Below are 13,678 nucleotides of genomic sequence, written 5' to 3'. Positions count from 1 at the left end.
GCCCCCCTCACGCGAACCCGGGCCCGCTGGGCCCTGTCTGCACGTAGGTGTTCAGATAAACCGCCCCCCTCACTTTGGTTTGCAAGGCCATGGCGCGCTGGATGCTTCGCCGATACGCCGCCTCTTTCGAGGGACTGCCGCACAAGGTGTGGCTCGTTGCGCTCGCGCTGCTGCTTAATCGGTGCGGGACGATGGTCTTCCCGTTTCTGGCTTTGTACCTGAGCGAAGTCCGTGGATTCGAGCCGCTGGCGATCGGCTGGATACTGGCGGCGAGCGGCCTGGGGGGAGCGCTGGGGTGCTATCTGGGCGGTTGGCTCACTAGCCGCATCGGCCCCGTGGCGGTGATGCTTGCGTCGTTCGCCCTAAGCGTACCTGCCTACGCCGTGATTCCCTTCTGCAGCGAACTGGAGTGGTTGCTGGCCGCGCTGGTACTAAGGCAGTTCATGGCCGATCTGGCGCGTCCCGCGGCGGCAACGGGCGTCACTCTCTTTGTTGACGAAGAACAACACGCCCAGGCGATCGCGCTGAATCGTCTGGCAAACAACCTGGGGTTCTCGATCGGGCCGGTGATAGGCGGCTTGCTGGCGGAAATCAACTTCTTCTGGCTTTTTCCGGTCAACGCGGCCGCCAGCGGCATTGCTGCGGTGGTGGTGCTAACAACACTCGGCAAACACCTGCGCGAGCTTCCCGATACGAGTGATGGCAACCTGCCCGCCTCGACCACGCGGGGTCCATGGACCGACAGACAGTTCTTGGCCTTTCTCGGCTTGTTCATCTTGATCGAAGTTGTTGCCTTCCAAACTGTGACAACACTTCCCCTTTTTTGGCGCGAGCAGTGCCACCTTAGCAAGTTCGCGATTGGCGTGCTCTATGCGGTAAACACCTTGATGGTGGTCCTCTTCGAGATGCCGCTCACGCATTCGATCAAACGCTTTCCACCGCTCATGCTAGTCGCCATCGGAACGATCTTCGTAGCAATTGGTTTTGGGCTGACGCCGTGGTGCGGATCTTTCTTGGCAGCCGCCGCGTTGGTCGCTCTCTGGACAGTAGGCGAGATGATCTCGGCCCCGTTCTCGGCGACCTACGTCGCTGGCCGGTCGCGCCGCTCGCAGCGAGGAGCTTACATGGGGGCTTACTCGGTCACGATCGCGGTCGCCGGAGTGATTGCGCCGGTAATCGGTACCGCGCTCTATCGCTCGGATCCCAACCTGCCGTGGTGGTGCGCTATCGTCTCGCTCGGGACCGCGGCGGTAGGGATGGCGGCGCTGGCCAGACGAGACCGAGGCCCGCTTTCGCGTACGCCGGCCATCCTGCTGGAAGAGGTGGATTCGCCATCGGCGGTGGTCGGCCTATAGTCGGAGCGTACCGTTTTGCACGGTGTTTAACGCAGTATCGCGCCGCGCAGCGATTTCTTCCTTCAGGCAAGCCCCCGATTCCGCCGATGCCCCTCGACACCGCCGCGCTTCCCCGCACCCTTTCCGAACTACGCAAGTCGGGCTGGCGGAGTAAAACCGTCAAGCAAGAGATCCACGACAATTTTCTGGCCAAGCTACGCGCCGGCGAGGAGCTCTATCCGGGCATCGTGGGCTACGAAGACACCGTCTTGCCGGAGCTGAACATCGCGCTGCTGGCTCAGCACGACCTGCTGTTTTTAGGCGAAAAGGGGCAGGCCAAGAGTCGGCTGATGCGGCGACTAGTGGACTTTTTGGATGAAGAAATCCCCTACATCGATGATCCGCGGATCCCGCTGCACGACGATCCCTATCGCCCCATCACCAAACGGGGCAAGCACCTCACGAGCAGCACTCCCGCCGATGAACTGCCAATCGCCTGGTGGTCGCGTGAAGAACGTTATGCCGAACGGCTCGCACCGGGCACAAAATTCGCGGACCTGATCGGCGAGATCGATCCGGCGATGCTCGCTTCGGGCATCAGCATGGGGGCCGAGGAGGCGCTGCACTTCGGCCTAATCCCGCGCATGCACCGGGGCCTGTTCGCCATGAACGAACTGCCCGAGCTCGACGAACTCGTACAGGTTGGCCTCTTCAACATTCTCGAAGAGCGCGACGTTCAGATCCGTGGCTATCCGGTCAAGTTTGACATCGACGTGATGATCCTCTTTAGCGCGAACCCCGCCACCTACAACCGTAGCGGCAAAGTTATCCCGCAACTGAAAGACCGGATCGGTTCGATGATTCAGACCCACTACCCGCGTGAGCGCGGTATTGGGGTGGAGATCTTAGAACAAGAAGTGCAGACCGAGCATGAGTCTGAGCAGGACTCCGGCTTGGCCGTGGTGGTTCCCTACTTCATGAAGGAACTTATCGAAGAGATCAGCCGCGCCGCGCGACAGAGCAAGTACATCGACCACGATTCGGGCGTTTCGGCGCGGATGTCGATCGCCAACTACCGCACGATGCTCGCTTCGGCACGGCACCGGGCCGCGGTGCTGGGCGAAGCGTCGGCGGCACCCCGCATCAGCGATCTTGGGCACCTTTACGCCAGCTCGCTGGGCAAACTCGAGCTCGACCTGATGGGCTCACATCAGATGAGCGAGGCACAAGTGCTCGACGCCGTCGTCGCCGAGGCGATTGGCACGGTCTTCTCCGAATACGTTGAAGAGCACGGACTCGCGGAGATCGCCGAGATCTTCTCGCAGGGAGTGAAGATCGAGGTGGGCGACATGCTCCCCTCGTCACACTACGCGAATCTGCTGAAAAGGGTCCCCCCGGTCTGGGACAAGGCCTTTGAAGTCAACGCCTCGGCCGATCCGGCGGTCCGCGCTAGCTGCGTCGAGTTCGTGCTCGCGGGGCTGTACGCCACCGACCGCATCAGCCGCAGCCAGCAGCATGGCCGGATTACCTACGAGACCTAGTTCATCGGCTTTGCCGCCTTGACGCTGCAAGACCGTATCGCGAGGGTTATCGCATGCCTGCCGTCGGACGATACGATCTTCAGCGCGAGAGCGCACCCTCCCTTACCCTTCGATCAATCCCCTCACGCACGAACCTCTCGCCATGAACACGCACGATGCGATCGAAGCCCGCCGCGCAGTGAAGCACTACGACCCTAACTTTGTCATGTCCGATACCGACATCGATCGGCTCATGGACCTCACGCTGCTGTCTCCGACATCGTTCAATATTCAGCACTGGCGTTTTGTGTTGGTTCGCGACAACGAACTCAAACAGCAGCTCCGCGCCGCGGCGTGGGATCAGGCACAGGTGACCGACGCCAACCTGACGATCCTTGTGTGCGCCGATCTGAAGGCGTGGGGCAAAGAGCCCGAACGCTACTGGCGCAACGCGCCTCAGCAGACGCAAGACATGCTCGTGCCGATGATCAGCGGCTTTTACTCGCAAGCCGGCCCCCAGATGGAGCGCGACGAAGCGATGCGTTCTGTCGGCATCGCCAGCCAGACTCTCATGCTGGCCGCCAAGGCGATGGGCTACGACTCGTGCCCCATGATCGGCTTCGACCCGGTGAAAGTCGCCGAGATCATCGGTCTGCCGGACGAACACGTGATCGGTCTGATGATCACGGTCGGCAAAGCACTCAAGCCCGCGCACAGCCGCGGAGGTCAACTCACGAAAGATGAAGTCGTCTTCATCGATCGATTCCCCAGCTGAAAGGGGCCGCCCGAATCGTTACTTGCCGACAATGCTAAACGGCACGGTCTCGGTGCCGATCTTGTTGGCAAGCTGATCGGTGATGGTCAGCTCGAGACGGTAGTCGCCCGCATAAATGGCGGTCGGTAAGGTCACCCCGTACGTGATGTGGAAATCGCGGCGACGCGTCAGGCAGTGATCCTCGACCAGGGGAAATTCGCCCCGGTCCACAATCCCGCCACTCTGATCCAGCACGCGGTAGCTAGTGGCGAGCGAGGTGTGATAGCCGTCCTCGGTCGAGTCACTACGATAGTTATCGACCTCCACATAAAGTTCAGCGTGATCGCCCGCCTGAAAGTGCGGATCAAGATGCGCTTCGTAGGCACCGTAACCGTAGATCTCTTTACAGAAGTTGGCGTTGCGCACCTGCAGGGGACTCAACTCTCGGATTGCCGCGAGCGCGTCGGCTTGATGCGTGGCGGCCATCGCCGAGCGACGGCCCCGATCGGAGATGCGCTCAGTGTCTAAGAGCATCGCCAGGGCGTAGATCTGCTTGGACCAATACGATTGCTCGGTCGTTGAGAGTCCGGGGGGAGCCGCCACGGCCGAATCGCGATCGCCTGCCGCCAGTTGCAACAGACGGAGCCGTACGTGGTCGTGGGCCTCTTCGGTCGTCCGGGGCAAAGCGGCGGACGACTCCGCCAGGGTACGGATGGTTTCGTCTAGCTCGGCGCGCCAGTCGCCCGCCGCACCGGTGTGGCGCGATACCTCACGCGACGGCGCTAACTGATTGACCGTCGCAGCCGAGGCCAGTCGCATCACGGTTTGCGTGTCAGGTAGCTCGTCAATAGTCGCGTGAGCGTGCTGGTTCTGGATCACCTGGGGCGCTCTGCCAACAAGATTCTCGCTAGTCTGGTTCGACGCCGGTGTCACGGCACGATCCATCAACGACAGCGAGCGAGGCGTAATGACGGCGGCACCGTCGAGCGGATCAGGCTGGGTGACGGGGTAAGCCGTCGGCGGTGTCGTGGGGGCAGGCCTGACCGCCGGGTTCGGGGCATCGGGAGGGGGCAGGGTTGCCGGACGTGCCGCCGGGCGGTTGGGAGCCCCGATTGCTCCAATCGGTGTCTGATTGCTCGCGACCCGGACGTCACCGGGCAGTTGTGACTTAGCGGCGAGTTGTTCGCGGAATTTCAGCGTTGATTCGGCCCGTTCGACGGTCTGCGGCCAGAGCGAAGGCTCTGCCGCGGCCAGCTGCTCCAAAACCTGAGCATGGGCGTCGGGATCGGTAGCGGCGAGGCGTTGCAGCGTCGGCAGCACCTTCTGCAGCGCCTGCTGCTCGGTCAACTCAGGATAGGGGCCAACATGCCCATCGGATGGCTTGGAGGCCACGGCGACCGGTTGAACGGCTGCCGGGGCAACCGCTGCGGTCGCACCACCACCGGGCCACACGGTTTTGCAGCCCGACAGCCCGACGCACAAGCATGCCAGCGATCCGGCGCAGAGCAAACGCTTCGGCACGAGAGTCCTCGTTCAGCAGGGGCAGGGAGTCGCACGCAGCGAACCTCGTTGGCACGCAGAACGACCAACGCGATCGCGGCGGGAGGGTAGGGCACCCTGCGGGGTGCAGCAACCTCATTCGCCATCGACTCTCAGCCCCCTCGCCGAGACTGCTAGCTTAAGCTCCGAACTTTGCGAGTCGGCCGGCATTGGCCAGCGCTAGCGTCATCAGGTGCTTGGCCTCGAACTGGCCCAATCCGCCCGTAACGCACTCGCGCTCGCCGAAGGCCCGGGAGGCATCGCACCGGCAGTTCTTGGCCCACAGCAGAGTCGGGACCGGATGCCAGCTATGGCTTGCCAGCATGCTGGGGGTGCTATGGTCGCCCGTGGCGATGAACACATCGGGCTTGAGAGCCATAATGCGGGGCACCGCGGCGTCGTACTCCTCGGTGCGCTTTACCTTGGCCTCGAAGTTACCGTCCTCGCCGGTGGAGTCGGTGTACTTGAAGTGGATAAAGAAGAAGTCGTAGTCGTCCCAAACCCCCTGCAGCGCGTCGATCTGTTCGTCGAGCGTCTGCGCCTCGCCGATGATGTCCATGCCCACGAGCGAGGCCAACCCCTTGTACATCGGGTAAACGGCGATTGCCGCCGCCTTCAGGCCGTAGACGTCTTCAAAGCTCGGGATCGAGGGCTTGCCCGTGATTCCTCTTAGCGTGCAGCAATTCGCTTTCTTTTCACCCGCGAGAAGCTTCCGCACCTGGGCGACGAACTCGTCACAAATCTTGGCGGTCTTCTGACTGGCGGCGTCTTTTGCGACCGCCATTAGAGGCGGCACTCCGGTCGCCTGCGGGTCGGTATCGTGAACGTTGCCAACCAGCCCGCTGCCGCGCAGGACGACCACAAACCGATGTTCCTTAACCGGGCGCACGATCACCTCGACACCGTCAAGGGTGATCTCTTTCGCAAGGCGCTCGACGATCGGTGTGGATTCTTCCGTCGCGATGCGTCCGGCACGGCGATCTGTGATCAGGCCTTGGGCGTCGATCGTGCAGAAGTTGGCCCGAATCGCGACGTCGCCCTCCTCGAGCTTGAAGCCGATGCCGGTCGCTTCCAGGGCCCCGCGTCCGATCAGAAACTCGATCGGGTCATAGCCAAACAGTCCCAGGTGCCCCGGTCCGCTTCCCGGTGAGATGCCGGGGGCCACGGGGATCGATCCGCCCAGGACGCCCTCGCTAGCCAGCCGATCGAGATGCGGGGTCTTGGCGGTTTCCAGTTCGGTCTTGCCGCCGGGTTGCTGGGGCAAACCACCCAAACCGTCCGCCACGTACATGACAATCTTCGATCCGTTCTTCTGGACGAGCTGGCGAAGGAGGGCGTGGGTATTCATGCGAGGCTAGAGTCAGGGGGCTAGAGATCGTAGGAAAGGGAGCGTGCAACCCGGGGTCGCCCCCGGTCGGGGCTGTCGCCCGATTCGCCTATCGTCGATAACCCTCGCCCCGTCACAAGTCCCACCACGCCCAAGGTCCTCCTCTCGTAAGATGAAAAGAACCAATTTGGTGCTGATCGGCATGCCGGGATCGGGCAAGAGCACCGTGGGGGTCGTGCTGGCCAAACGGCTTTCGCTCGGGTTTGTCGATACCGACTTGGTGATCCAAGCACGTGAGGGTCGGCCCCTGCAGGCGACCGTCGATGCCCTTGGCTACGAAGCCCTGCGAGATATTGAGGAGCAAACCCTCTTGGAACTCGCCGTCGAGCGCCATGTGATCGCCACGGGGGGCAGCGTGATCTACAGCGAGCCCGGCATGAGCCGACTTGCCGCTCACGGCGTCGTGGTCCACTTAGACGTGCCCCTCGACGAGCTCGTGCGGCGGGTGGGGGACTTCTCTCTCCGCGGCATCGCGATGCGTCCCGATCAGAGTTTTGCCAACCTCTTTGCCGAACGACGCCCCCTCTACGCCCAACACGCCCAGCACACAATCGACTGCCAGGGGCTCGACCTGGAGCAGGTTTGCCAGCAAATCATCGCGGTTGTGGACCGCTGACCGGCGGGCTCAGGGGCGATAGAATCGGGGGGCGTTAAGAGCCTATTTTCCTCCAAGCCGAGCCCTGCCGCGATGCTGATCAAGTACGAACCCCACGGTGCCTTCTTCGATCACGGTGGCACCAGCGCCTTGGAGCTTGCCGCGATCGGCCCCCAGCTGGAAGCGGCCCGCGCCGAAGTGCTCGCCGATGCCGAGCTATGGGCTGCGGGAGCAGCGGTCCCTGCCAGTAAAAACCCGCTCGACGCGGGTTTTCATCAGCTCCCCGATCGTCTGCTCGCTGAGCACTCGGCGCAGGGTGCCAAAAGCGAACTCGGCCGCATCCAAACAACCGCCGACCGACTCGCCGCTGAGTGTCGCAGCGTGGTGGTGCTCGGCATCGGGGGCTCATATATGGGCGCACGGGCGCTGCTCGAAGCGTGCTGCCACCCGTACTACAACGAGGTAGCCCCCGCCACACGCGGGGGGCGTCCGCGAATCTATTTTGAAGGCAACAACGTCGATAACGACGCCGTGAGCGGGCTCGTCGAGCTGCTCCGGCAGCGCGATGAGCCCTGGGGAACCGTCGTCATCAGCAAGAGCGGCGGTACGCTCGAAACCGCGGCCGCCACGCGGATCTTTCTGCGTGAGCTGCGCGAAGCGGCCGGCGATCGACTGGCCGAGCGATTCGTCCCCGTGACCGGCACAAGCGGCAAGCTCTTCGAGCTGTCGACAGCCCTCGGTTGCAAAGCGATCTACGAAGTGCCCGACGGCGTTGGCGGACGATTCAGTGTGCTTAGCGCCGTGGGGCTGTTGCCTGCTGCCCTGATGGGACTCGACATCGTCAAGCTCCTCGAAGGCGCAAAGGCGATGAACGACCATTTTGCCAGTGCCCCGCCAAGCGACAACGTGGTGCTCCAGTACGTCGGCGTCGGCCACTTGCTGGAAGAAACCGAAGAGTGCTCGACCCGCATCCTCAGCACTTGGGGCAAGCGGTTGGAAGCGACCGGTCTGTGGTACGACCAACTCTTGGCAGAGAGCCTGGGCAAAGAAGAACGCGGTGCCTTCCCGCTCACGGTCGTCAACACCCGCGACCTGCACAGCCGGGGACAGCAGCACCAAGAGGGGGTACGCGACAAGCTCATCACGAACGTGATCGTCGGCTCGCAGCACAGCAAGCCGCTGGCGATCGGCATGAGCGACAACAACCAGGATCAGCTCAACGAGTTGGCCGATAAAACGCTGCCCCAGATTCTCTCGGCCGCGATCGCCGGCACGAACCAAGCCTATCGCGACGATGACCGCCCGACCGCCGATATCGTCTTGCCCACGCTGGACGAGCACACGATCGGCCAATTGCTACAGATGCTGATGCTGGCAACCGTGGTCGAAGGCCGCCTGATCGGTATCAACCCCTACGGACAGCCCGGGGTAGAAGCTTACAAGAAGAACATGAACGCGATCCTGCGGTCGTAGTTTCCTAACGCAACTTGTGAATCTCACTTCATCGGCAGGCGGCGCTCGCATGGCTATCAAGATCACCTGGCTGGGCCATAACGCGTGGGCGATCGATACGGGCAGCGGTCGGCTGCTTATCGATCCGTTCCTGGATGACTCGCCGACTTCCCCCGTCACTGCGGACGCGGTGGAGGCTGACTTTGTGCTGCTCTCGCATGGCCACGGAGATCATCTGGGCGATACGGTCGCGATCGCCCAACGGACCGGTGCAACGGTGGTTACCGCGTACGAGATCTCGTTATGGCTGACAGGGCAGGGGATCGGGGCGAAGAAGGTGATCGGCATGAACCCGGGCGGAGGAGTCGACCTTCCCTGGGGACGTCTTCAGATGACCCCCGCGCACCACTCCAGCAGCCTTCCGGACGGAACCTATGGGGGCGTCGCGATGGGTCTCTTGCTGACGATCAACGACAAGCGGCTGTACTTCGCGTGCGACACGAGCGTCTTCGGCGATATGCGGCTGATCGGTGCCGGCGGGCTCGACCTGGCCGTCTTGCCGATCGGCGATCTCTTCACCATGGGCCCCGCCGATTCGATCGAGGCCATCAAGCTCCTCGAACCGGCCAAGGTCATGCCCTGCCATTACGGGACGTTCCCGCCCATTGAGCAAGACGCCGGGGCCTGGGCTGACCTCGTGCGGCATGAAACCCGATCCGAGCCGGTCGTGCTCGCGCCCGGCGAATCGCTCGCGCTGTAAGATTTACTGGCATTGATCAAGATCGCCCCGTACGTATCGAACCATCCCCAACCTTTGTGACCTGGGTCACGTAAGCCCTATGGCCCGCTCTTTGCGGTGCCGGCGGCCCGCACTCACCTGCTAGGAACTACTCTCATGCGTACGGCTTCCGCGCTGCTTTTCTTCGCCTTAGTCTTGTGTATCGCTTCGGCCCGCGCCGGTGACACCCTGCGTTGGAAGTGGGCCCCCGGAGATGAAACCCGCTATCTGATGTCGCAGACGATGAACATGTCGCTCAATGGCGGGCCGATGGGACAGATCAACTCGACGACCGATCAGAACATGCTGATGTCGTGGCGGGTCTCTGAAGCACCTGCCAGCGAAGGTGCCGAGCTCGTGCAATCGACCGAACGGATCGTGATGAACATGAAAGGGCCCATGGGCCAGGGGTTTGATTACGACTCGGCCAGCGAAACCGCTCCGGTTGGCATGGCCGCGATGGTGGCACCGATCTTCGACGCTCTCGTTGCGGCCAAATTGAAACTGGTGGTCACCGAGCGGGGCGAAGTCGCATCGGTCGCGATGCCCGAGGAACTCACCGCGGCGTTCGAGAACATGCCCGGCGGAGCGGTCTCAGCCGACATGGTGACTCAGATGAGCAAACAGGGCATGCTCAAGTTTCCTGAAGAGCCGATCGAAGTCGGCGAGTCGTGGACCGACTCGACCGATGTCGCCTCGCCACAAATGGGTGCCATGCGTATCAACATCACCTACACCTACAACGGCATGAAAGATGTCGAGGGGCGTCGCTTGGCCGCTTTCACCCCCCAGATGTCGATGACCATCGCCGACCCTGAATCGCAGCCGATGCCCGTTACGTTTGAAACCCGTGAGTCGGGCGGCGAGATCCTGTTTGACCCCGAGACGGGTCGAATTGTCAGCTCACGGATCGAACAAACGACCGACGTCATCGTGTCCGTTAACGGCCAAGAGATGCGTAACGAGATCCAGCAGACCACCACCATGCGAGCGCTCGCTCCGGGCGAACAGCCCGAGCTCTCACCGCAGACAGACTCAAACGCCGAGGTGTCACCCAGCCAAGAACCCGCTGAGGTTGCCCCGTGAGTGAGCCGCAGCCTTCGGTGCCCGCGGGTGAAGACGAGTTCATCACGGTCGCAAAACTAGGCGACCTGGCCGAGGGAGAAGGCCGGACGGTCGAGGTGGGCAATCGTTTGGTTGCGCTCTTCTTGCATCAGGGTCAGCACCTCGCGATCGATGACTTCTGCCCCCATCAGGGGGCTTCCTTGGGCGCTGGCTGTCTGGATGAAGAGGGGGCGGTCGCGTGCCCGTGGCACGGGTGGCGTTTCCGGATGACCGACGGTACGTGGTGCGACAACCCGCGGATCGGCGTCGATCGGTTCGCCGTGCGGATCGCCGGCGACGAGGTCCAGGTCTCGCGTCAGCCGATCCCTCCTTCCGACGAGTCGCCAGGGCCCGCTTAATCGTTATAACCCCCTCGCTGAATACGTCCGCCTGAGGAACGAACCACGGCGGCGGGTTCTTACTCGTGCTAGCTTTGCCCCGGAGGCCGATATTTCCGCTCTGAAAGGGAATCGGTCTGTCTGATTCATCCGGCTGCTGGCTAAGTGGGGTTTCTCAAGATGACCAACGCAATCGCTGAGGCTTCCGCAGAGTATGCCGCGCTAACAAGCGTCTTTCCTGCGGGATTTGTTGACCGGCGTGAAGAAAAGTCGGGTGCCCCGCTGCGTGAACGCCGACAGTTTACCAACAGCCATGCGGGCCTCTCGGAAGAGGCTGCCGACTTGGCGCGGGCGATCGATCATTACAAAGCGCAGCACCGCCGCCGTTTCATCGATTATGAAGAGATGCTCGCGGTAGTGAAGTCGCTGGGCTACAGCCGCTAAGAGCGGCGCATCGCAAGACCGCCCCGTCACGAGCTTGCCTCAGCAGATCGCGCCTCAGGCGTGGTCCCACATCGCTTGTTGTAAGCGATCGACGCTGACAAAGCCGATGACCCGACCGCCGTTGGCGACAACCGCCGCCAGGGGCTGCGAGTTGGATTCTAGGTGCGTGATCACGCGTAAGAACGGAGTTGCTTCGGCAAATTCAGGCAGGGCTTCGGTCGGCAAAGGTTTGTCAGAAGACGCCAGCAAGCAACGCGACGCCCGCACCGTGCGATAGCCCAAGCGGGCCCCGGGCGAGCGTTCCAGCGGCAACGCATCCACACGGTGACGCCGAGCCAGCGCTAGCACGGCCTCGCGATCGCTGCCCGCCACGAGTCGGGGGTGCCGTCCGAGCGGCGTCATAAAGTCTTTGATGGGGCGTCCCGCCAGATCGAACGTCGCGAGCGCCAAGTCACGCTGCGCAGGGGAAAGCAGCCCCACGGCATGGCCCTCATCGAAAACGCTCTGCAACTCGTTACGACGCAGCACCATCCGGAGCGGTGTACTCGCCACGCCGGTAAATCGGCTCAGGACACGGCTCAGGGCCCATAGCACGACGCTCACCGGTGCCAACAACGAAGCGGCCAGCATCAGGGCTGGCGCACAGCGACGCAGCAAGCGGTAAGGCGCTTCGAGGAAGGCTCGCTTGGGCAGCAGCTCCCCTAGAAGAAACACCACCGGGGTGGCGATCAGGGTCGAGAACAGCTCCGTCGTGACCCCCCCCGAGGGAGCGATCGCCTGCGCGGCCAAAACCGTCGCGAACGCCGTCAGGTTGTTGGCGACGTTGTTTCCCACCAACGCGGTCGCGACGAACGCCTCGGGATGGTTCGACGCCCACAGCAGGCCCTTGGCGATGCGGTCACCGCCGACGCCATCGATTACCAGCCGCAGCCGTGGTACGCGATAGAAGCCGGTCTCTGAGCCGCTAAAGAACGCGCTCAGGGCAAGCCCTACCGTAAAGAGCAAGATCGCGAGGATCATCTCCCGGCCCCCCCCGACTCTGATGAGGTAGAACCCTCTGGCGGGGCCACCGACAGACGGATCGTAAGCGGCTCGTCGCTGGCACCGTCGTCCGCCAAGAGCGGCCCCGTTACGACACGCCATCGCAAACCCGCAAAGCGAACGTCGTCTCCGCGGAGCGGCGACCGATGCAAGAGCTCCACCAGCAGACCGCCCACGGTGCTGCTCCGCGCGGTACGGATCGCTTCGCTCGCAGCCTGTAGGATCGAGGTATCGCTGTTTTGCTCATCGATGGGCAGGCGACGCAGTGCATAGGCTAGCCGCCGCAGCGGTGTCGAGCCCGAGACCATCCACGCCCCCTGATCTACCGGACGCAGGATATGGCTGTGGATGTCATTGGGATCAACGCGGCTCGTGTCGCGGAGAACGTGATCCAAGAGCTGTTCGATCGTGACGATGCCGATGGTTTCTCCCAGCTCGTTCAGCACCGCTGCCACACGCCGCCCTTCGGTTCTCAAAAGTGTTAGCGTCGCCGCAGCGGAAGCACACCAGGGCGTGTAAACCACGGCCTCGGCGCGGGCGTGCAGACGATCGGGCGGTAGCAGCCCTAGGCGGCTTAACGGCAGGGCGGCCCCGATCTCGTCCGAGTCAGGCTCGGTGACCAGCACGTATTCGCCCACACCATCTGCCTGGCCTACGAGATCGCTCAACGACACGGGCGGATGAAGCACCAGGCACCGACGCCGGGGTCGCATGAGGTCCTGGGCGGTTGAATCCGCAAGCTCCACGACGCGCTGAACCACCTGCCGCTCTTGGATCAGCAGCGGCTCGTTGTCGTAGGTCTCATGCGAGCCCAGATCGACTGCTTTCTCCAGATCGTTCAGCTCTAAGTAGGGTTCCGGTTGCAGCCGTGGAAAGAAAACACGGGCGCATGCGTCGTTAGCTGCTTGCAGCAGCGGAAATACCGGATCGAGCACCCGCACCGCCACCCGCAGCAAAGGAGCCAGCAGCGGGGCAAGGCGCAGAGGATGCAGCACACCAATACTTTTGGGCAGCAGCTCACTCGCCACGATTAACGAGAGCAGCGACCCCATCGCGAAGGCCTGCGTGCTCCAGCTCGGCACCAGTCCGGCTTCCGCGGCTTTGCTCAGCCGCAACGAAACGACGGACGACAGGGCGAAAAACGCCATGTTCACGAGCAGATTCCAGAACAATACCACCGTCAGCAACCGGTTCGGCTGCTTCAGCAAGTCTGCCGCGAATTGCTCTGCCTTGCCCCCCTCCCGCAAGCGGGCTCGCTGCTGGCGAGTCAGCGAGAAGAGTGCGGCCTCGCCACACGAAAAGATCGCCGACGCAGCCATTAGCAGGGCCATCGTCGCGAGTTCAATGATCTGCTCCGAAAGAGGCACGGGCGGGGCTACCGTTCCTGCGGTT

General features: G+C 62.8%; 13 protein-coding genes. 9 read left to right on the top strand and 4 right to left on the bottom strand.

The window, feature by feature from the left end:
• The first annotated feature begins 89 nt into the window (after window positions 1-89).
• From Pla111_RS14685 to Pla111_RS14675, 3 genes are all read left to right on the top strand, one after another.
• Window positions 90-1,355, top strand: coding sequence for an MDR family MFS transporter (locus Pla111_RS14685; RefSeq protein WP_146575201.1), 1,266 nt, complete (start codon window positions 90-92; stop codon window positions 1,353-1,355).
• 86 nt (window positions 1,356-1,441) lie between these two features.
• On the top strand, window positions 1,442-2,875 hold the full coding sequence (locus tag Pla111_RS14680; RefSeq protein WP_146575200.1) for a magnesium chelatase: 1,434 nt from the start codon (window positions 1,442-1,444) through the stop codon (window positions 2,873-2,875).
• Window positions 2,876-3,017: 142 nt separating this feature from the next.
• Window positions 3,018-3,629 carry a nitroreductase family protein gene (locus Pla111_RS14675; protein WP_146575199.1) on the top strand — a complete coding sequence of 204 codons (612 nt, stop codon included), beginning with the start codon at window positions 3,018-3,020 and terminating at the stop codon, window positions 3,627-3,629.
• 18 nt (window positions 3,630-3,647) lie between these two features.
• Here the strand turns inward: Pla111_RS14675 and Pla111_RS14670 are convergent, their stop codons facing one another.
• Both Pla111_RS14670 and Pla111_RS14665 read right to left on the bottom strand, forming a co-directional pair.
• Window positions 3,648-5,129, bottom strand: coding sequence for a hypothetical protein (locus tag Pla111_RS14670; protein WP_146575198.1), 1,482 nt, complete (start codon window positions 5,127-5,129; stop codon window positions 3,648-3,650).
• Between the two features lie 157 nt (window positions 5,130-5,286).
• Window positions 5,287-6,495 (bottom strand): 2,3-bisphosphoglycerate-independent phosphoglycerate mutase, encoded by a 1,209-nt coding sequence (locus Pla111_RS14665; protein WP_146575197.1) that lies wholly within the window; start codon window positions 6,493-6,495, stop codon window positions 5,287-5,289.
• A 151-nt stretch (window positions 6,496-6,646) separates the two neighbouring features.
• On the opposite strand from Pla111_RS14665, the gene Pla111_RS14660 reads away from it, so the two are divergent.
• The 6 genes from Pla111_RS14660 (at window position 6,647) to Pla111_RS14635 (ending at window position 11,245) form a co-directional block, all read left to right on the top strand.
• Window positions 6,647-7,150 carry a shikimate kinase gene (locus Pla111_RS14660; protein ID WP_146575196.1) on the top strand — a complete coding sequence of 168 codons (504 nt, stop codon included), beginning with the start codon at window positions 6,647-6,649 and terminating at the stop codon, window positions 7,148-7,150.
• A gap of 72 nt (window positions 7,151-7,222) precedes the next feature.
• Complete coding sequence (locus Pla111_RS14655) at window positions 7,223-8,602, top strand: glucose-6-phosphate isomerase (RefSeq protein WP_146575195.1); 1,380 nt, start codon at window positions 7,223-7,225, stop codon at window positions 8,600-8,602.
• 49 nt (window positions 8,603-8,651) lie between these two features.
• Complete coding sequence (locus Pla111_RS14650) at window positions 8,652-9,341, top strand: metal-dependent hydrolase (protein ID WP_146575194.1); 690 nt, start codon at window positions 8,652-8,654, stop codon at window positions 9,339-9,341.
• Window positions 9,342-9,476: 135 nt separating this feature from the next.
• Window positions 9,477-10,445, top strand: coding sequence for a DUF6263 family protein (locus Pla111_RS14645; protein ID WP_146575193.1), 969 nt, complete (start codon window positions 9,477-9,479; stop codon window positions 10,443-10,445).
• Window positions 10,442-10,822 (top strand): Rieske (2Fe-2S) protein, encoded by a 381-nt coding sequence (locus Pla111_RS14640; protein WP_231931071.1) that lies wholly within the window; start codon window positions 10,442-10,444, stop codon window positions 10,820-10,822. Before Pla111_RS14645 ends, Pla111_RS14640 begins: the two co-directional genes overlap by 4 nt.
• A gap of 159 nt (window positions 10,823-10,981) precedes the next feature.
• A complete protein-coding gene (locus Pla111_RS14635) occupies window positions 10,982-11,245 on the top strand; it encodes a hypothetical protein (RefSeq protein WP_146575192.1) in 264 nt (87 codons plus the stop codon).
• A gap of 54 nt (window positions 11,246-11,299) precedes the next feature.
• Here the strand turns inward: Pla111_RS14635 and Pla111_RS14630 are convergent, their stop codons facing one another.
• Both Pla111_RS14630 and Pla111_RS14625 read right to left on the bottom strand, forming a co-directional pair.
• On the bottom strand, window positions 11,300-12,265 hold the full coding sequence (locus Pla111_RS14630; RefSeq protein WP_197525058.1) for a CNNM domain-containing protein: 966 nt from the start codon (window positions 12,263-12,265) through the stop codon (window positions 11,300-11,302).
• Complete coding sequence (locus tag Pla111_RS14625; protein ID WP_197525057.1) at window positions 12,262-13,653, bottom strand: CNNM domain-containing protein; 1,392 nt, start codon at window positions 13,651-13,653, stop codon at window positions 12,262-12,264. The genes Pla111_RS14630 and Pla111_RS14625 overlap by 4 nt, the downstream gene beginning before the upstream one ends.
• Window positions 13,654-13,678 lie beyond the last annotated feature (25 nt).

This window comes from Botrimarina hoheduenensis, assembly GCF_007859815.1.
Lineage (GTDB): Bacteria > Planctomycetota > Planctomycetia > Pirellulales > Lacipirellulaceae > Botrimarina > Botrimarina hoheduenensis.
Note: the sequence above shows the minus strand (reverse complement) of the source record. Positions and strands in the feature narration are given on the sequence as shown.